Source organism: Azospirillum sp. A26 (assembly GCF_042604635.1).
Lineage (GTDB): Bacteria > Pseudomonadota > Alphaproteobacteria > Azospirillales > Azospirillaceae > Azospirillum > Azospirillum palustre.
Genome location: NZ_CP170472.1, coordinates 1,670,982 through 1,688,710, shown reverse-complemented (window position 1 = coordinate 1,688,710; position 17,729 = coordinate 1,670,982). Strand labels below are relative to the sequence as shown.

Below are 17,729 nucleotides of genomic sequence, written 5' to 3'. Positions count from 1 at the left end.
GGAAGTGGGGGAGTTATTGCAGCTTGCTGCGGATGTGCTGGCCGCGGCGGACGATGGACTGCGCTTCCACCGTCACCTCTTTCTTGCCGAACAGGCGCAGGAAGATGGCGTTGACGGTGGCGTGGGCGCTGACCGTCAGGGTGCCGGCGGCGGCATCCTCGGCAATCGTCAGGGGCGACAGGTTCGATCCGAGGAAGCCGTTGGGGAAGGCCTTGTCGAAGAAACTGCGGATGTGTCCGTCGCGTTGCGAGTCGAACATCACGCGCCCGCCGGCCAGCGCGGCGGCATCGACCGCCTGCGACAGCCGGGCTTCCACCGCATAGCTGCGCAGAGCATCGACGGTGCAGCCGGCACCCAACGCGGTCGGAATGGCAAGGATCAGGGCGACCACCAGAAGCAGGTGACGACCCGTCCGCCGGTCTTCGTGCCCGCCATAGGGCAGGGGACGATAGACCAAAGTCATTGCCGGCCTCCCAAGCAATTGCCTATGCGGAAAGGAGTGTTTTGATTGGATGCATCACTCTTAGCATCATCCGACAAGCAGGCAAACCAAGAAATGCAGGTGAAGGACAGCAAAAATCGCGGCGCAAGTTGTTATGTATTTTACGCAAAGGCGGTAACCCAAATTTGCGGATGTGGCGGCAAAGGGTAGAGCCGTCCGCAAGGGGCGGGAAGCGCTGTCTCGACTTTAAAAACCTCCGTGAATCGCAGATGTGCCGAGTCAAAGGTGAGTCAAGCGGTGCTCCCCGGCGCCGCGTTAAGGGCTTGTTCGTCATCGCCGTCGGTAGGCTGGACCACGTCCCACTCCCTTCAGGCCGGAGCCGCCGATGCCGTTCTTTCCGTCTCCTGCCCGTGACCGTTCCACTGGACGCTGGCCGACCCGGTCGTTTCTCGACAATGCGCTGGCTGTTGCGGCGGTGGCGCTTCTGCTGATCGGCCTGTCGGGCGAGGTGCGCGGTGCGCTGGCCGGCCTGATGGCCGAGGTGGAGGGCACCTGGACCATCGTTCTGATGCGCTGAACACGCGTGCGGCTTCTCCGTTTCCCCTCTGCCCGCTAGACTCCGGGCGCAATGATGGGGAGACGGCCCGATGAAGGGCGGCGTTTGGCGCGTGGTGATGCTGGGGCTGGCCGTGACGGCGGCCGCGCTGGTGTTTCTGGGCGTGGAGATCACACAGCTGGCGGCGGACGACCGAACCGCCTTCACCCGCGGTCTGGCGATCTGCGGGCTCGGACTTTTGTCGGTGTGGTTCGTCTTCTCGCGACTGTCGCGCCATTTCCGCGACCTCGACCGCCTGTCCGACAGGCTGTCGGGCGCCCGCAACCGGGTCGATCTAGAGCCGATGTCCGGCGAACTGGCGCGCTTGGCAGTGGCGGTCAGTCTGGCCCGCGGCAGCGAGCGCGGGTTGGGGGAGGGACTGCTGGGCGGCGGACGCATCGACCGGGCCTTGCGGGCGGCTCTGGCCCTGTCCGACGATCCCCTGCTGATTCTCGACGAGCAGGGGCGGGTGGAGCAGTTGAACCCTGCCGCATCCCGCCTGCTGGGGGTGGAGGAGGGGGCCGACATCGGCAAGTCGCTGCTCCGCGACGATCTGGCCCGTGCCATGGAGCGGGCGCGCGGCGGCGGTGCTCCCGTCACCGCCGTGCTGCGCCGGACGGAAGACGGCGAGCTGTCGGCGCGGGTGGCCGATCTGGGGCTCAGCGCCGGTGTTATGCTGTCCTTCCCCGCCCGCGGCATGGCCCACGCCGCCGGCCTCAGCGGCAAGCGCACGCTCAGTCTGCGCCCGGCCCAGCCCGCCACCCCGCTTGGCGACGAGGAGCCGTTGGCCGCCCTGCCGTTCGTTGCGCTTTGGGTGGCGACGGCGGGGGTGGAGGCTGACGGCGGTCCGGTGATCGCGGTCGGCACCGTCCGGCTGGTCGGGTCGCGCATCTTTCCGACCGTGTCGCTCGCCCTGCTGATCGATCCCATCGAACCGGTACCGGCCGAGGCGGCGGCCCGTCACGGCATCGGCACCGCCATGGTGGCGGGCGAACGCCCCTTTGCCGCGGTGTGGTCGGCGATCCAGGAGGCGCTGCACAACTGCATCGCCGTCGGGATTGGCATCGACTCGGCGATTGCGGCGCTGGCGCGGTCGGCTGCCCTGGCCGGCATCGCCGAACCGGCGTTGCCGCCGACGCTCGACCTCGGTGCGCTGGCGGCAGCGCTGGACCCCGCCCTGGCCGGTGCATCGCCCGACCGTTTGGCGGAGGCCTTCGCCTTGCCCCGCCACCCAAGCACCGGTCCCCAGGGCGAGGCGCGGGCCCAAGCCGAGCTTGCCGTCGCGCTACTCTCCCGCCTGACGGAACGCGGAGTCGTCACCCAGGGGCAGGCGCGGGCGTTGATCGCCGGCGGCGACGCGCAGCTGTCGCCGGCACATCCTCCGCCAGCCTGAACCCGCTCATCGACAGCCGGGCCTCCGGACGCAGGTAATGGCGCGTCCACGGGCCGGCATGGTCGAAGGGGGTGAGGCAGCTGCCGCCACGCAGCACCATGCGGTTGCTGGCGAGCCGGCCATTGACCGCCTCGTCCAGAGCCGCCTTGTCCCCGGCGTGGGGGCGACGGTAGCCGGGATATGTCGTGAAAGCGTCGGCGGTCCATTCCCACACGTCGCCGCACATCTGCCAGGGTCCGGTGCCGTGGCAGGTGCCGGCGCGCGGATGGCGATGGCCGGTGCCCAACAGGTTGCCCATGCTGTCGCAGCCGGCGGCGACAGCTTCCCATTCCGCCTCCCGCGGCAGGCGTTTGCCGGCCCAGCGGGCATAGGCATCGGCCTCGTACCAGCTGACATGGCAGACCGGCTCGTCGGGATCGAGTGGCTGCATGCCGTAGAGGGTGAAGACCTGCCAGCGGTTGCCCGACTCGGAGTCGCCGCGCTGCCAGTAGAGCGGGGCGCTCCAGCCTTCGGCCTTTGCGATCTCCCAACCGTCGGACAGCCAGAGGGAGCGGTCGCCGTAACCGCCAGCCTCGATGAAGGCGAGATAGTCGCCGCAGGTCACCGGGCGGGCGGCCAGGCGGTAGGGCTCCAGCCAGACGCGGTGGCGTGGGCTCTCATGATCGAATCCGGGCAACGGCATCGGCCTGCCGACCTCGACGAGGCCGCCGGGCTGATTCAGCCAGCCATCGGACGGGGCACCCAGATGCGGATGGTCGGGCGCCTGCTCGTAGGCCGGACGCAGCGGGTTGCTCCACAGGGCATGCTTGATGTGCAGCAGCATGCGTTCCTGATGGCGACGCTCGTGGGCGATGGCCATCATCAGCGCCGATTCGGCCGGGTCCCAAAGCCCGTCGTCGATGCCGTCGATCAGGTGCAGCACTGCGGCGTTGATCTGGTCGCGATGGCGCATGATCTCGGCCGCCGTCGGGCGCGACAGAACGCGGGTGGGCGCGACGCCGCTATTGTTGTTGGCTGCGAACAAATCGAGGAAGGCGGGGTCTGCCGGCCGATAGCCGGGGCTGAAGGGAATCAGCACTGCGACCTCGAACAGCCAGCTGGTGTGGGCGAGATGCCATTTCGCCGGCGCGCCGTCCGGAACGGTCTGCACCATCTGGTCTTCCGGCGACAGGGTGGCGACCAGTTCGGCGGTGCGGGCGCGCGCCTTCTGGAAGCGGGTGGCGAGGGACTGCCGGCGTTCGGTGAGGGATTGCGCGGCGGTCGAACCTGCGCTCAGGATGGGATGTGTGTCGGGCACGGGCGGTCCCTCCGAAATCCGGATCTCTTCGGAGAGTGTCCACCCGGAGCGCCCCTTTTGGAATGCATGCATCCGTGGTGGAACTGTCACCGCAAATAGCGGCTGCGACCGGACGCCGCATCTGCAGTGGCCGATAAAACGCACCGGCGATGCATGGGGCCAAAAACGAAAAGGCCGCCCGGAAGGCGGCCTTGTTCACTCGAAGCACAGCTCAATGTCGGACAAGACTTACTTGATCTTGGCTTCCTTGAACTCGACGTGCTTGCGCGCCACCGGGTCGTACTTGCGGAACGACAACTTCTCGGTGGTCTTCTTCGGGTTCTTCTTCTTCACGTAGAAGAAACCGGTGTCAGCCGTGCTCACCAGCTTGATGAGGACGGTGTTCTGCTTGGCCATGATCTCGATCCCGACAAAAAATCCGTGCCCCGCCGGCCCGGCGGGGGCGGCGTCGTAGCGGCGGAAAATACCGTCTGACGCCGCAATGTCAAGCCCTATGGGCGGTGAATCTGGCGTCCGACGGCGATTGCCACAGCGACGCCCCCAAAACCGGTGTCAGCGCTCCGCCACCGTGTTGACCACGGCGGTGGCGACGGCGCGCTGGTACAGCCCCGGCTCGGCCAGCAGGCGCATGGCGACCTTCAGGTCCAGTTCCGGTTCGTGCTCCTTCCACGGGCAGGCTTCGCGCAGGGCGCTCAGCGCATGCTCGTCGTCGGCCGCCTTGGACCGCCAGCTCGCCACCTGTGCCGGGCGCAGACGCCCCTCGCGCAAGTCGGACAGCAGAGCCTCCGGATCGGTCTGGCCGGCCCGGCTGGTGCAGACGGTGGGCTGGACGCCCTGGCGGTGCAGGGTATAGCCGGCCGGGGTGTAGATGCGGCTCCAGGTCAGGAACAGCTCGCCGTCGTTGGGAAGGCGGTTGACCGTCTGGACGCTCCCCTTGCCGTAGCTGGAGGCGCCGACCACCACCGCGCGGCCCGAGTCCTGCAGAGCCGCCGCCACCACCTCCGCCGACGAGGCGGAACGGCCGTCGACCAGCACCACCAGCGGCAGTCCGTCGAGCAGGTCGTCGGGGTTGGCGTCGAAGCGCTGGCGGCTTTCGGGGTTGCGCCCTTCGGTGGAGATGATCCGGCCACGGCGCATGAACAGGTCGGCGACTGCGACCGCCTGGTCCAGCAGCCCGCCCGGATTGCCGCGCAGGTCGAGAACCATGCCTTGCAGCGTCGGCCCCGCCGCCTGACGGATGGATGTCACCGCCGACCGCAGGCTGGAGGCCGTGGTGGCGTTGAAGCGGTCGAGCTTGACGATGCCGACGTCGCCGGACAGCGAATAGGTTACGGTGTTCGGCACCACCCGCTCGCGGCGCAGCGGTAGCCGGCGGGGGGCGCCATTGTCGCGGGCGACGGTCAGCGTGACCAGCGTGCCGGTGGGACCGCGCAGCCGCTCGCGCATGTCCGCCGCGCTCATTCGCGTCGTCAGGTCGCCATCGATGGCGAGAAGCTGGTCGCCGTCGACGATGCCGACGCGCTCGGCCGGACTGTGCGGCATCACGTCATGCACGATGACGCGACCATTGGATGTGGTGTCCAACGACAGGCCGACGCCGCCGTACCCCTCGCGCTGGGCGCGTTCGTTGCTGGCGCGCTGGACGCCGGTGTAGCGGGAATAGCCGTCGAGATCGGCGGTGACGCCGTCGAACACCACCTGATACAGCCGCTCCGGCGTCGCTTTCGCCAGGGTGGGAGAGTAGACGCGGGCGCGGTCGATGATGCGGGTGGTCAGAACCGCCCAGCCGGCGGCGTCGCCATCGGCCGCGGTGCCGTACTCCGCCGCCAGGGCGCCGGACACGTACAGGCGTACGGTGCTGCCGGCATGCTCCACCGTCACCGACGGGTCGAGCGCGGTCAGCCCCTTCAATCCGTCCATTCCAAGGCGGTTGAAGGACACCGGCTCCAGATAGACTTCGGCGATCTTGGCGAAGCCGACGGAGAAAACCTGTTCGGTCACCGGCTGCGGCGCGGTGTTCGCGGCCTGCGGAGTTCCGGCGAGAGCGGTGGTGGCGAGAAGGGCTGCGGCGGAAAACTGGAAGGCCAGATGACGGAGCGGGCGGCTGAAGCTGCGCGCCACACCTGAAATCAGGGCGCCCGATAGGGCGGAGATCCGAAAAGACGGCACGTGGGACGGTGCATTCTGGTCGCACACGCCGTGATCGCACACGTTGTGATCGAACTGGGCCATGGGGCGAACCGCGGCCTCCCTTTCCTGCAGCCGGACCGGAGGAGGATGTTCCCGATCCCGGATGGGTGATAGATACACCTTCGTTCAGGAGGGCGGGCGGGACAAAATTGCGGGCCGCACCACAATGTTGCGGATTGTCCAATCCTGTGTCGCCAAGGCCACGCTTGTATGGCGGGGATGTCACGAAACCTTGGCCTGCCCACGAGTCGCCGTCCGTCCGGCCGCCCGGCTCAAGCGTTGCTATTCTGCAACGGGTCTGGGGCGACCCTTCCGTCAGGCCTCAATCGGCCAGCCGGAAAAGCGTGCTGCCGCTGACCGGATCGGCCTCCACCAGTACCACCTTGACCGGGCTGCTGAGGCGGTACGTTCGCCCCGTACGCTGTCCGACCAGGGCGTGCGCGCCCTCGTCATGGTCGTACCGGTCGTCGGGCAGGCTGCTGGCCGGAACCAGCCCGTCGGCGCCGCTCTCGTCCAGCCGCACGAACAGCCCGAAGCGGCTGACGCCGGAGATTCGGCCGCTGAAACGTTCTCCGATGCGGTCGGCCAGGAACGCGGCGGTGTAGCGGTCCACCGCGTCGCGCTCGGCGGTGGCGGCGCGGCGTTCGGTGCCGGAGAGATGCTCCCCGATCTCCGCGAGCCGGCCCAGCGTCTCGTCGTCCAGCCCGCCGACGCCCAACCCCAGCGTGCGAATCAGCGCGCGGTGGACGATCAGGTCGGCATAGCGGCGGATCGGCGAGGTGAAATGGGCGTAGCGGTGCAGCGCCAGCCCGAAATGGCCAATGTTGTCCGGGCTGTAGGCGGCCTGGGCCTGGGCGCGCAGGACCACCTCGCTGACCAGCGGTGCGTGCGACGTCCCTTCCACCTTACGCAGGATGCGGGTGAAGTGGTCGGGCGTCAGATCGGCGCTCTTGGTCAGCGGGTGGCCGATCCCGGCCAGGAAACCACGCAGCGCCTCCATCTTCTCCATCGAGGGTCGGTCGTGGACGCGGAAGAGACCGGGCATGGTGCGCCGCTCCAGCACCTCTGCCGCCGCGACATTGGCGGCGATCATGAACTCCTCGATCAGCCGGTGGCTGTCGTGGCGCTCGCGTCTGGCGATCTCGGCGACCCGGCCGCGTTCGTCGATGTGGACGCGGCGCTCGGGCAGGTCCAACTCCAGTGTGCCGCGCTTGGCACGGGCGGCGGCCAGCCGGGCATAGGCGCCGAACAGCGGGGCGATCACGCTGTCGGCGAGCGGCCCCGTCACCTCGTCCGGCCGGCCGTCGTGGCAGTCCTGCACCTGTTCGTAGGTCAGCCGCGCCGCCGACCGCATGAGACCTCGGACCAGCCGATGCCGGATGAGCACTCCGTTGCGGTCGATCCACAGGTGGAAGGCCAGACAGGCGCGGTCCTCCCCCGGCCGCAGCGAACACAGGCCGTTCGACAGCGCCTCCGGCAGCATCGGCACGACGCGGTCGGGGAAATAGACGGAGTTGCCGCGCTCGTAGGCGGTGCGGTCCAGCGCCGATCCGGGGCGCACATAATAGGACACGTCGGCGATGGCGACGATCAGGTGCCAGCCGCCCGGATTCTCCGGATCGCCGTCGGCCTCCGCCCACACGGCATCGTCGAAGTCGCGGGCGTCGGCGCCGTCGATGGTCACCAGCGGGATGTCGCGCAGATCCTCCCGCTGCATCAGCGCCGGCACCGCCGCCAGTTCCGCCTCGCGCAAGGCTGCGTGCGGGAAGACGGTGGGGATGCCGTGGGCGTGGATGGCGATCAGGCTGAAGGCGCGCGGCTCGTCGGTGGAGCCCAGCCGCTCGACCACGCGGGCCTGCGGCTGGTCGGCGCGCCCGGCCGGCAGGATGTCGGCGAAGACGAGGTCGCCCGGCTCGGCATCGCCGCGGTTGGGCGGCAGCACCAAAAACTCGGTCTTGTGGCGGCGGTCGGTCGGGAGGATGCGCCCGCCATCGGCGCTCGGCCGGTAGACGCCGAGGATGCGGCCTTCGCGTTCCCCATCTATGCGGCGGATGACGCGGGCCTCGTAGAGGCGGTCGTTGATGCGGGCGAGCTTCGCCAGCAGCGTGTCGCCGACCGCCAGTGGCTTGTCCTCTCCCCGCGACTTCTTCTCCGGCAGCAGGAAGATGCGCGGCGGGTTGCCCTCGCCGGTCCAGGTCAGCGGCCGGGCGGCAAGCTCGCCGTCCGCATCCACGCCGGTGACGAGCAGAACCGCGACGGCGGGCAGGGCCTGGGGCGGAGCCATGCGCTTGTTGCGCCCGCGCTCCACCGTGCCGTCCGCCTCCAACTCCCGCAGCAGATCCTTCAGCGTCTCCCGGTCGGCCGATCCGGACAGCTTGAAGGCGCGGGCGATCTCGCGCTTGCCGACGGGGGTGGTGCTGGACCGGATGAAGGCGAGGATGGTGTCCTTGCTGGGGAAATGGCTGTCGGTCACTGGGCGGGGGATCCGTCGGTTCTTGTCGCTGGCATGGTTATATAGGGATCAGTCCACGCCGCTTTCACTCAGCACCGGGGGCCGTCGCCCAACTGCGGCCGACCATCGCCCTGATGGCGTCGCTGCGCTCCAGCGCCTCGCGGAAGCCGGCCAGCGGGAAACGGACCTCCGTCTTCTCCCCGGCCGGCGACTGGCCGACGATGGAAACCTCCGGTGCCGGGGCGATCTTCTCCACCATGCGGCGGTTCAGGTCGGGATCGGTCATCGCGCAGGTGTTGGTTTCGAAGCGGAAGGGTTTGCAGGGGGAATCGGGCTTGAACACCGCCCGATCGGCCCAGACGCGGACCAGCCTGTCCAAATCCAGCGATTCTGGGGAAACGCGGAAGCGCAGCCCCTCGCGCCAGCGCTCGGTCGAGCGCAGCCAGACCAGCCGGGCGGTGCGGTCGTTGACGCCGCGGGCGGACAGCTCGCATTCGACCTGCCGTGTGCCGGACCAGAGCTGGCAGTAGAGCTTCCAGCTTTTGAAGCTCTCGTCGAACTCCCGGAAGGTCTTGCCGTCCTCCGCCGCGGCGGGCGCGGCGAAGACCAGCATCGCTAGGGCGAGGATCAGGCGCGGTCCGTGGTGGAGGACGGGCATCGGGTGTTCACTCCCGCCGTTCCGCCCGCCGGCGCAGCAGATGGTCGGCCAGGACGCAGGCCATCATCGCCTCGCCCACCGGCACGGCGCGGATGCCGACGCAGGGGTCGTGACGGCCCTTGGTCAGGATGTCGGTGTCGTTGCCGGCGGTGTCCACCGTCTGGCGCGGCGTCAGGATCGAGCTGGTCGGCTTGACCGCGAAGCGGACGACGATGTCCTGCCCGGTGGAGATGCCGCCCAGGATGCCGCCGGCATTGTTGGTCAGGAACTGCGGCTGGCCGTCCGGCCCCATGCGCATCTGGTCGGCGTTGTCCTCGCCGGTCAGTTCGGCGGCGGCGAAGCCGTTGCCGATCTCGACGCCCTTGACCGCGTTGATCGTCATCATCGCGCAGGCGAGGTCGCTGTCGAGCTTGTCGTAGAGCGGGTCGCCCAGCCCCACCGGCACGCCGGAGGCCACCAGTTCGACCACCGCGCCGACCGACGAGCCGCTCTTGCGGATGCCGTCGAGATACTCGGCCCATTGGGTGGCGGCGACCGGGTCGGGGCAGAAGAAGGGGTTGTTGTCGATCTCTGCCCAGTCCCAGCGGCTGTGGTCGATCTTGTGCGGGCCGACCTGCACCAGCGCACCGCGCACCTGGATGGCGGACCCCAGCACCTTGCGCGCCACCGCGCCGGCGGCGACCCGGCAGGCGGTTTCCCGCGCCGAGGAGCGGCCACCACCGCGGTAATCGCGGATGCCGTATTTCTGCCAGTAGGTGTAGTCGGCATGGCCGGGGCGGAATTTGCCGGCGATGTCGCTGTAGTCCTTGGAACGCTGGTCGGTGTTCTCGATCAGCAGCGAGATGGGCGTGCCGGTCGTCTTGCCTTCGAACACGCCGGACAGGATTTTCACCTGGTCGGGTTCCTGGCGCTGGGTCGTATAGCGCGACTGGCCGGGCCGACGCTTGTCCATCCAGGGCTGGATGTCGGTTTCCGCCACGAGGTCGAGCAGCGACGGACAGCCGTCCACGACGACGCCGATGGCCGGGCCATGGCTCTCGCCCCAGGTGGTGAAGCGGAAAAGCGTGCCGAAGCTGTTGCCGGCCATTGTGACATCCTCCCGAAACGAACCCGCGCCGATAAATGACGTAGCGTCTATTACGCGGGTTTCTTGCGGCCTTTCGGCGGCAAGGTCAAGGAAGCGATGCGCTGATTTTTAAGGGGGAGTTTTTAAAAGAGGGGAATGGTGCTGCCAGAGAGGATTGAACTCTCGACCTCTCCCTTACCAAGGGAGTGCTCTACCACTGAGCTACGGCAGCGCCAGATGCAGGCGCCTAGTGACAAGATCGGAGGAATGGTGCTGCCAGAGAGGATTGAACTCTCGACCTCTCCCTTACCAAGGGAGTGCTCTACCACTGAGCTACGGCAGCCCCGATAACCGATCATCGCCGGGGCGATGCGTCCGGGTGAGGCGTTCAGGCTTGACCGCCCCCCGAAGTGGCGCGGGTTATGCCACAGGCCTTTTGGGGATGCAAGCGCTTAAAATCACCTTGTCCCTCACTTTTTTTCGCGCCCGGAACGGCTGCCCGGATCAGGCCTGCGTCGCGGCCGGCGGAAGCACCGCTTCGGCGCGGAAATCGGGCACGACGGTGCCGAGGATCGACAGGACCCGCTCGCCGTCGCCGGCCCGCGCAGCCGCCTCCAATTCGCCCACGGCACGGTTGATCAGCGCATAGTCGATCAGCCGGGGGGAGGCGAGGAAAACGCCGTCGGCCTCGGTGCGGCTCGGCGTCTCCGCCGCGGTCAGGATTTCCTCGAACAGCTTCTCGCCGGGGCGCAGGCCGGTATAGGCGATCTCGATGTCGACACCGGGGCGGTAGCCAGCCAGCCGGATCATCTGGCGGGCAAGATCGGCGATCTTCACCGGCTCGCCCATGTCCAGCACCAGGATCTTGCCGCGATCCTCCGCCCGCGTGGCGCCGTGGGCGGAGGCCTGCAAAACCAGCTCCACCGCTTCGCGCACCGTCATGAAATAGCGGCGCATGTCGGGATGGGTGACGGTCAGCGGGCCGCCCTTCGCCAGCTGGCGGGTGAACAGCGGCACCACCGAGCCCGAGGAGCCCAGCACATTGCCGAAGCGCACGGTCATGTAGCGGGTCGCATGATCCGTCCCGTCGCGCGGCGGCAGCACGTCCAGCGCCTGGCAATAGGTCTCGGCGAAGCGCTTGGCCGCCCCCATCACGCTGGTCGGGCGGATCGCCTTGTCGGTGGAGATCAGCACCATGGCGAGGCAGCCGGCGGCGCGCGCCGCATCGGCCACGTTGCGGGTGCCGACGACGTTGGTCAGCGTGCCCTCGCACGGGTTGGCCTCCACCAGCGGCACATGCTTCAGCGCCGCGGCGTGGAAGACCAGGGCAGGGCGCTCCTCCTGGAACAGGCGCATGATGCGGTCGCGGTCGCGCACGTCGGCGATCACAGGACGCGGGTCGAGGTCGGGGAACTTCTCCCGCACCTCCATCTCGATGCTGTAGAGGTTGAACTCCCCGGCATCGAGCAGGATCAGCCGTTCCGGTCCCAATGCGGCGATCTGGCGGACCAGTTCGCTGCCGATGGTGCCGCCGGCGCCGGTGACGATCACCCGCCGCCCGCCGACCAGTCCAGCAATGGCGCCGCGGTCCAGCACCGCCTGCGGCCTGCCCAGCAGGTCCTCCAGCGCGATGGGTCGCACCTCGATGCCCTTGCCTTCGCCGAGCGCCGATTTGAACTCGGTCAGGCTGGGCAGGCGCGACAGGACCAGCCCCAGCGCCTCCGCCCGGTCGAGCAGGCTGCGCAGGGTCGATCCCTTCAGCTCGGCATTGCCCTTGGTGACGATCAGCCGCTGCGGTCGCTCGTGCTTGCGCTCAAGCGTCTGGACCACCTGTTCCAGGTCGTCGGGCCCGCCCAGCACCGGCACGCCGCGCACCGCATGGCCGACGCGCCGGCCCTTGTCGTCGAGAATGCCGACCACCCGGTAGGCCGACTGGCCCGGCTGGTCGAGCGAACGGATGAACAGCTCCGTCGCGTCGCCGACACCCAGCAGCAGCACGGGAATGCGCGGCACGCCCTCGACCGCCTCGGCCCAGCTGAAGCGGCGGTCCTTCAGGAAGCGGTAGGCGAAACGCGGCCCGCCGAGCAGAAGCATCTGCACCAGCCATAGGATCGGCGGCAGCGAGCGCGGCAGCAGTTCGGCGCGCGTCAGCAGGAACATTGCCAGCACGAAGCACAGGACCGCCACCGTGACGGCGCGCACCACCTGCATCAGGTCGGGAATGGAGGCGTAGCGCCAGATGCCGCGGTACAGCCCGAACAGCAGGAAGACCGCCGCCGAAACGCCGACCAGCACAGGCAGCGCGATGGTCAGGGCATCGGAATACAGGCCGAAGGCGGAACCGCCCACCCGCAGGTAGAGGGCGACGACCAGAGCGACCCCGGTCATCACCAGATCGTGCAGGAAAACCAGGGAGGCCCGTGCGGACGGGATGCGCATGCCGCTAAACCTTGTTCATTCGTTCGGCCGTGGAAACCGGCGGGCTGGAGCCTGCCATGGCTGTTCCAGCCCGGAAATCAGCCGCGGGAAGCTTTGAACCATTCCGCGGTGGCGCGCAACCCGGACGCAAGGTCATGGGGCGGGCGCCAGCCGAGCCTCTTGCGGATGGGGCCGTCATCCACCGTCAGCGTGCCGGCCAGCCGGTCGAACACCGCCCGTGTGCCGGTCAACGCCGCTCCCAGCGCCATCAGCCCGCGCGGCACCGGGACCAGCCGTGCCGGTCGGCCGAGTGCTTCGGCGATGGCGCGCACCAGATCGGCGGTCGAAACCGGCTCCCCATCCTGGACCAGGAAGGTCCGGCCGGCGGCGTCGGGATGCTCCAGCACCGTCACCACCGCGTCGGCGAGGTTGCCGACATAGATCAGGCTGCGCCGGTTGTGGATGCCGCCCAGCGGCAGCGGCAGGCCGGTCGCCACCAGCTTGACCAGGGCGCGCATGTTGCCGGCCGCACCGGGGCCATAGACCAGTGGCGGCCGGATCACCACCACCTCCATGCCGGTGCGGGCGGAGATCGCCGCCAGTCCGCGTTCCGCCTCCAGTTTGGAGATGCCGTAGGGGCTGTGGGGATCGGGCGCCGTCGCCTCGTCCAGCGGGGCAGGGCGGCTTTCATCCACCATCGCCTTGATGCTGCTGAGGAAGACGAAGCGTTTCACTCCGGCCGCCGCCGCCTGCTCCGCCAGCCGGATTGTGCCCGCGGTGTTGACGTGGCGGAACTCCGCCAGCGGGTCGGCGGCCTTGTCGCGCATCACATGGACGCGGGCCGCCATGTGGATCACGGCGTCGATGCCGGCCAGCGCCGCGGTCCAGTCGGTGCCGGGGCCGATGTCGCCGACCTTCGCCGGTTCCCATGGCCCATCCTGCGGGTTGCGCAGGGCGGCGCGCACCGTGTGCCCGTGGGCGGCCAGCAGCGGGATGGTGTGGCGGCCGACAAAGCCGGTGGCGCCGGTCAGGAGAACGCGCATGGGAAGGACGGTCCGGGCTGGATTCGGTTGGTGCAGTCAAGCATGCCTTAGTATCCGGTTTGGCCGGGTGGTGCCACGGCACAAAGCCCCAAGACCCTTTTCCAGCTTTCGGTCGGGGGTCGGAATGGCTATAAGCTGGTGAGGGACGCGTGAATAAGGACGCTACCAAGACATGTCACATACCGTCGACGGTGCAAATGATCGGCACAGCCGGATCATCATCGTCAGCTTTAATTGCGCAGACTTCGTCAATCGTGTCATTGGCTGTCTGCTCGATCAGACTGATCCTGCCTTCGAGGTGGTGATCGTCGACAATGCCTCAAAGGATGTCGACGGCATCGCCTTGCCCGCCGATCCGCGTTTTCGCATGGTTCGGATGGACACGAATGTCGGCTTCGCCAAGGCGAACAATGTCGGCGCGGCCGGCGCCACCGTCCCCTGGATCGTCACGCTGAACCCCGACGCCTTCCCGCGCCGCGACTGGATGGAGCGGCTGCAAGCCGCCGCCCATGCGCAGCCCGATGTGGCGATGTTCGGCTCGACCCAGCTTTTCTCGCACGATCCCCGGATGATCGACGGCGAGGGCGATCAGTATTCGATCTTCGGCTTCGCCTGGCGGGTCAACTACCGCCGCATGCTGAAGCCGCCCTATTACAGCGGGGCGGTTTTCTCGCCCTGTGCGGCGGCGGCGATGTACCGGCGCGACTATTTCGAAGCGGTCGGCGGTTTCGACGAGGATTTCTTCTGCTATTGCGAGGATGTCGATCTCGGCTTCCGCATCCGGCTCAGCGGCGGACCGGCGGTGCAGGTCGGCGACGCGGTGGTGGAGCATGTCAGCAGCGGCGTGTCCAAGCAGTACGGCACCTTCGCCCAGTATCACGGCGTCCGCAATCTGGTGTGGACGATGGTGAAGAACATGCCGTTGCCGCTGCTGCCGCTGGCCTTCGTCGGCCATTCGCTGCTGGTGGTCTATCTGGTCTTCCGCAGCCTGGGCAGCGGGCGCACCGGCGCCATCGGCCGCGGAATCCGCGACGCGCTGCGCGGACTGCCGGGGATGATCGCCAAGCGCCGGGCCATCCAGCACGACCGCAAGGCGACGCTTGGGCAGGTTGCCCGCATGATCGCCTGGAACCCTCTGCTGCTGAAGACGCGTGGCCGGCCGGGATGCCGGCTGTCGCGTGGGTCAGACCAGCCGCCAGCCGTGGGTGTTGAAAAAGCGTAGGGCGGAGCGGGCGAACATCCTGATGTGCGCGCCGCCCTTGCGCGCTGCCTTGCCGCCGAAATGCACCATGCGGACATCCGGCACATAGGCGATCTCGCCCAGCGCCATCGCCCGGCGCGACAGGTCGAAATCCTCGAAATACAGGAAATAGCCGTCGTCGAAGCCACCCAGCCGGGTCAGCGCGTCGCGCCGGAACAGCATGAAGGCGCCGCTGACCTGCTCCAGCCCGGTCACGACGGCGTCGCGGGTGACGTCGCGCATCTCGTAACGGTCGAGCCGCGTGGCGAACATCCGCTTCACGGAGCCGGGCGCGAAGGCGCGCAGCCCCAGATCCAGCACGGTCGGCCGGCGCTTGCACAGAAACTCCTGTTCACCCGACGGGCCGAACACCTTGGGCGTCAGCAGCACGGTGCGCGGATGCGCCTCCATGTAGCGCCAGCCGGCCAGCAGCGCGTCCGGCTCCAGCAGGATGTCGTAGTTGAGGATCAGGTGGTAAGGCGCGTCGCCCTGCCGGATCGCCAGATTGTGCCCGGCGCCGTACCCGACATTGCCGTGCCCGGCGATCAACGTTATGGGCGGCCGGCCGGCTACCGCGTAGCGGTCTAGCAGAGCCTGGAACGGACTGGTCGCCGCGTCGCTACCCTTCGGCGCGCCATTGTCGATGATCCACAGCCGGGTCTGAACTCCGGCTCCCTCCGCCAGCCGGTCGGCGGCGGCACCGATGGTGTCGAGCGAGCGGGCAAGCAGTTCCGGGTCGGGATGATACAGGACGACGGACAGGTCGAGGAAAACGCTGGTCATCGGATCAGGCCTTCGCCATGCGGGCCAGCGTCGCCAGCAGCAGTGCCACGGCGACCGCCCCCGGCGCGAGCGTCCAGGCCCCGAAGGTCCCCGCGGCCAGTGCTGCGGCAACCAGGACGAGGCTGTAGGCGATGATGGTCAGCACCACACGGTCGTGCCGACCGACGCCCTTGGCGGCCTTCTGGTAGAAATGCTCGCGGTGGGCCTGCCAGATCTTCTCGCCGCGCAGCAGGCGGCGCAGCAGCGTGATGGTGGCGTCGGTCAGGTAGTAAGCGGGCAGGATCAGCGCCGCAGCCCAATCGCCGCGGGCCGCCAGCGAGGCCAGCAGGAAGGCCAGGATATGGCCGAGTGGAATGCTGCCGACATCGCCCATGAACATGCGTGCCGGCCGCCAGTTGTGGGTCAAGAAGCCCGCCGCGGCTCCGGCCAGCGCCGCCCCCGCAACCCCGGTCAGGCCGAAATCGCCCATGACCAGCGCCACCAGCGCCACGCCGCCGCCGATCAGGATGGTTTCGCTGCCGGCCAGCCCGTCGATGCCGTCCATGAAATTGTAGAGATTGACGAACCACAGCCACAGGAAGGCCGTCGCCGCCCGGTCCAGACCCCAGGGCAGCCAGCCCTGCCAGACCAGCTGGTCCGCAGGCAGCGCCAGCAGCCCGAACGCCACCGCCAGCGCCTGGACCGCCAGCCGCAGCAGCGGCGACAGGGTGCGCCGGTCGTCCATCCACGACACCCCCATCAGCGCCAGCGTGCCCAGCAGAACGGCCCCGGTCTCCAGCGGCCGGCCCAGGACGAGCCCGGCGATGGCGAAGACCGGCACCACCGTCAGCATCACCGCCCATCCGCCGCCGCGCGGGGTGGGGGCCTGATGGCTCGACCGCTCGTTCGGGATGTCCATGATGCTGCTGGCGAGGAGATAGCGCAGCACCCGCGTCGACAGGTACCAGCCCACGGCCAGACACAGCAGGAAGACGCCGATCAGCGCGGTCGAATAGGCGGTGGAGGTCATGGCGGCTCGGATGGTGGAAAAGAGGGGGAGGTCAGAGCTTGTGATAGCCCTTGTACCACTCCACGAAGCGGGGCAGGCCGATCTCGATGGGTGTCTTCGGTTCGAAGCCCAGCAACTGGCGGCTCAGGTCGATGTCGGCGGCGGTCTCGTGCACGTCGCCGGCCTGCATCGGCTCCATCACCTTCACCGCCTCGCGGCCAAGAGCCTGCTCCAGCACGCCGATGAAGCGCATCAGCTCTTCGCAGCGGTTGTTGCCGAGGTTGAAGACGCGGTGCGGGGCGCCGGTCTCCGCATCCACTGGAGCGGGACGGTCGAGGGCGGCCAGCACGCCGGCGACGATGTCGTCGATATAGGTGAAGTCGCGCTTCATCTTGCCATCGTTGAAGACGCGGATCGGCCGGCCGGCGGTGATGGCGTCGGCGAACAGCCATGTCGCCATGTCCGGGCGGCTCCACGGGCCGTAGACCGTGAAGAAGCGCAGGCCGGTCATCGGCATCCGGTAGAGATGGCTGTAGGTGAAGGCCAGCATCTCCGCCGCCTTCTTGGTGGCGGCATAGACCGACACCGGGCTGTCCACCCTGTCCTCCACCGAGAAGGGCATCTTGCGGTTGGCGCCATAGACCGACGAGGTCGACGCATAGACGAAATGCCGCAGGCCCGGCATGCGTCGCGCCGCCTCCAGCAGCGTCACCTGACCGGTGACGTTGGCGTCGACGTAGGCATAGGGGTTCTCGATGGAGTAGCGCACGCCTGGCTGCGCCGCCAGATGGACGACGCCGGTCACATCGGCGAACTGCGGCCACAGACCCTCCACCGTCGCGCGGTCCGAGATGTCGGCCTTGATGAAGCGGAATCCGTTGCGGCCGGTCAGCCGGGCCAACCGCGCCTCCTTCAACGTCACCGCATAATAGTCGTTCAGGTTGTCGATGCCGAGAACGCTCTCCCCGCGGTCCAGCAGCGCAGCCGCGACATGCGATCCGATGAAGCCGGCGGCCCCGGTGACGAGGATGGTCATGGTCCGACACCCTATGTGACGATGGTCCGCCGGTCTTATGCCCCAGCGGCGGTTGGCGCGCCAGCCTCCATCCACGGGCCTCCACCGACCGGTTCGCACGCTTGACAGCCGATCCGCCCTGCCGGTCT

At 68.4% G+C, this 17,729-nt stretch carries 15 protein-coding genes and 2 tRNA genes; 3 read left to right on the top strand and 14 right to left on the bottom strand.

Annotated elements, in window-relative coordinates; all coding sequences use genetic code 11:
• Positions 1-13 precede the first annotated feature (13 nt).
• Positions 14-463 (bottom strand): pilus assembly protein TadG-related protein, encoded by a 450-nt coding sequence (locus tag ABNQ39_RS08590; RefSeq protein WP_376956848.1) that lies wholly within the window; start codon positions 461-463, stop codon positions 14-16.
• Positions 464-827: 364 nt separating this feature from the next.
• Here ABNQ39_RS08590 and ABNQ39_RS08585 point away from each other — a divergent pair, with 364 nt between their 5' ends.
• On the top strand, positions 828-1,019 hold the full coding sequence (locus tag ABNQ39_RS08585) for a hypothetical protein (RefSeq protein WP_376956847.1): 192 nt from the start codon (positions 828-830) through the stop codon (positions 1,017-1,019).
• Positions 1,020-1,089: 70 nt separating this feature from the next.
• Positions 1,090-2,430, top strand: coding sequence for a PAS domain-containing protein (locus ABNQ39_RS08580; protein WP_376956846.1), 1,341 nt, complete (start codon positions 1,090-1,092; stop codon positions 2,428-2,430).
• On the opposite strand, the gene egtB is transcribed toward ABNQ39_RS08580, so the two are convergent.
• From egtB to ABNQ39_RS08530, 10 genes are all read right to left on the bottom strand, one after another.
• A complete protein-coding gene (gene egtB, locus ABNQ39_RS08575) occupies positions 2,354-3,727 on the bottom strand; it encodes an ergothioneine biosynthesis protein EgtB (RefSeq protein WP_376956845.1) in 1,374 nt (457 codons plus the stop codon). The genes ABNQ39_RS08580 and egtB overlap by 77 nt on opposite strands.
• Positions 3,728-3,955: 228 nt before the next feature.
• Positions 3,956-4,123: a 50S ribosomal protein L33 gene (gene rpmG, locus ABNQ39_RS08570; RefSeq protein WP_012974790.1), complete on the bottom strand. Its 168-nt coding sequence runs from the start codon at positions 4,121-4,123 to the stop codon at positions 3,956-3,958.
• 156 nt (positions 4,124-4,279) lie between these two features.
• The gene (locus ABNQ39_RS08565; RefSeq protein WP_376956844.1) at positions 4,280-5,848 is read right to left on the bottom strand and encodes a S41 family peptidase; all 1,569 of its coding nucleotides are present in this window, start codon (positions 5,846-5,848) and stop codon (positions 4,280-4,282) included.
• Between the two features lie 391 nt (positions 5,849-6,239).
• The gene (rnr, locus tag ABNQ39_RS08560; protein ID WP_376956842.1) at positions 6,240-8,390 is read right to left on the bottom strand and encodes a ribonuclease R; all 2,151 of its coding nucleotides are present in this window, start codon (positions 8,388-8,390) and stop codon (positions 6,240-6,242) included.
• 64 nt (positions 8,391-8,454) lie between these two features.
• Positions 8,455-9,027 carry a hypothetical protein gene (locus tag ABNQ39_RS08555; RefSeq protein WP_376956840.1) on the bottom strand — a complete coding sequence of 191 codons (573 nt, stop codon included), beginning with the start codon at positions 9,025-9,027 and terminating at the stop codon, positions 8,455-8,457.
• A gap of 7 nt (positions 9,028-9,034) precedes the next feature.
• Complete coding sequence (aroC, locus tag ABNQ39_RS08550) at positions 9,035-10,114, bottom strand: chorismate synthase (RefSeq protein ID WP_109047232.1); 1,080 nt, start codon at positions 10,112-10,114, stop codon at positions 9,035-9,037.
• 136 nt (positions 10,115-10,250) lie between these two features.
• A tRNA-Thr gene (locus tag ABNQ39_RS08545) sits at positions 10,251-10,325 on the bottom strand.
• A gap of 36 nt (positions 10,326-10,361) precedes the next feature.
• Positions 10,362-10,436 (bottom strand) — tRNA-Thr (locus tag ABNQ39_RS08540).
• A 161-nt stretch (positions 10,437-10,597) separates the two neighbouring features.
• On the bottom strand, positions 10,598-12,532 hold the full coding sequence (locus ABNQ39_RS08535) for a polysaccharide biosynthesis protein (protein ID WP_376956837.1): 1,935 nt from the start codon (positions 12,530-12,532) through the stop codon (positions 10,598-10,600).
• A gap of 77 nt (positions 12,533-12,609) precedes the next feature.
• Positions 12,610-13,554: a UDP-glucose 4-epimerase family protein gene (locus ABNQ39_RS08530; protein WP_376956835.1), complete on the bottom strand. Its 945-nt coding sequence runs from the start codon at positions 13,552-13,554 to the stop codon at positions 12,610-12,612.
• 172 nt (positions 13,555-13,726) lie between these two features.
• On the opposite strand from ABNQ39_RS08530, the gene ABNQ39_RS08525 reads away from it, so the two are divergent.
• Positions 13,727-14,776: a glycosyltransferase family 2 protein gene (locus ABNQ39_RS08525; protein WP_376956833.1), complete on the top strand. Its 1,050-nt coding sequence runs from the start codon at positions 13,727-13,729 to the stop codon at positions 14,774-14,776.
• Here the strand turns inward: ABNQ39_RS08525 and ABNQ39_RS08520 are convergent.
• The 3 genes from ABNQ39_RS08520 to ABNQ39_RS08510 are packed head-to-tail and all read right to left on the bottom strand — an operon-like array spanning position 14,738 to position 17,601.
• On the bottom strand, positions 14,738-15,577 hold the full coding sequence (locus ABNQ39_RS08520; protein ID WP_376956831.1) for a glycosyltransferase family 2 protein: 840 nt from the start codon (positions 15,575-15,577) through the stop codon (positions 14,738-14,740). The genes ABNQ39_RS08525 and ABNQ39_RS08520 overlap by 39 nt on opposite strands.
• Before the next feature lie 4 nt (positions 15,578-15,581).
• A complete protein-coding gene (locus ABNQ39_RS08515; RefSeq protein WP_376956829.1) occupies positions 15,582-16,586 on the bottom strand; it encodes an MraY family glycosyltransferase in 1,005 nt (334 codons plus the stop codon).
• 31 nt (positions 16,587-16,617) lie between these two features.
• A complete protein-coding gene (locus ABNQ39_RS08510; RefSeq protein WP_376956827.1) occupies positions 16,618-17,601 on the bottom strand; it encodes an SDR family NAD(P)-dependent oxidoreductase in 984 nt (327 codons plus the stop codon).
• Between the last annotated feature and the right edge of the window lie 128 nt (positions 17,602-17,729).

Coding starts and splice junctions, on each gene's coding strand:
- ABNQ39_RS08590 (WP_376956848.1), bottom strand. CDS start 463: ATGACTTTGGTCTATCGTCCCCTGCCCTATGGCGGGCACGAAGACCGG.
- ABNQ39_RS08585 (WP_376956847.1), top strand. CDS start 828: ATGCCGTTCTTTCCGTCTCCTGCCCGTGACCGTTCCACTGGACGCTGG.
- ABNQ39_RS08580 (WP_376956846.1), top strand. CDS start 1,090: ATGAAGGGCGGCGTTTGGCGCGTGGTGATGCTGGGGCTGGCCGTGACG.
- rpmG (WP_012974790.1), bottom strand. CDS start 4,123: ATGGCCAAGCAGAACACCGTCCTCATCAAGCTGGTGAGCACGGCTGAC.
- ABNQ39_RS08555 (WP_376956840.1), bottom strand. CDS start 9,027: ATGCCCGTCCTCCACCACGGACCGCGCCTGATCCTCGCCCTAGCGATG.
- aroC (WP_109047232.1), bottom strand. CDS start 10,114: ATGGCCGGCAACAGCTTCGGCACGCTTTTCCGCTTCACCACCTGGGGC.
- ABNQ39_RS08535 (WP_376956837.1), bottom strand. CDS start 12,532: ATGCGCATCCCGTCCGCACGGGCCTCCCTGGTTTTCCTGCACGATCTG.
- ABNQ39_RS08530 (WP_376956835.1), bottom strand. CDS start 13,554: ATGCGCGTTCTCCTGACCGGCGCCACCGGCTTTGTCGGCCGCCACACC.
- ABNQ39_RS08525 (WP_376956833.1), top strand. CDS start 13,727: ATGTCACATACCGTCGACGGTGCAAATGATCGGCACAGCCGGATCATC.
- ABNQ39_RS08520 (WP_376956831.1), bottom strand. CDS start 15,577: ATGACCAGCGTTTTCCTCGACCTGTCCGTCGTCCTGTATCATCCCGAC.
- ABNQ39_RS08515 (WP_376956829.1), bottom strand. CDS start 16,586: ATGACCTCCACCGCCTATTCGACCGCGCTGATCGGCGTCTTCCTGCTG.
- ABNQ39_RS08510 (WP_376956827.1), bottom strand. CDS start 17,601: ATGACCATCCTCGTCACCGGGGCCGCCGGCTTCATCGGATCGCATGTC.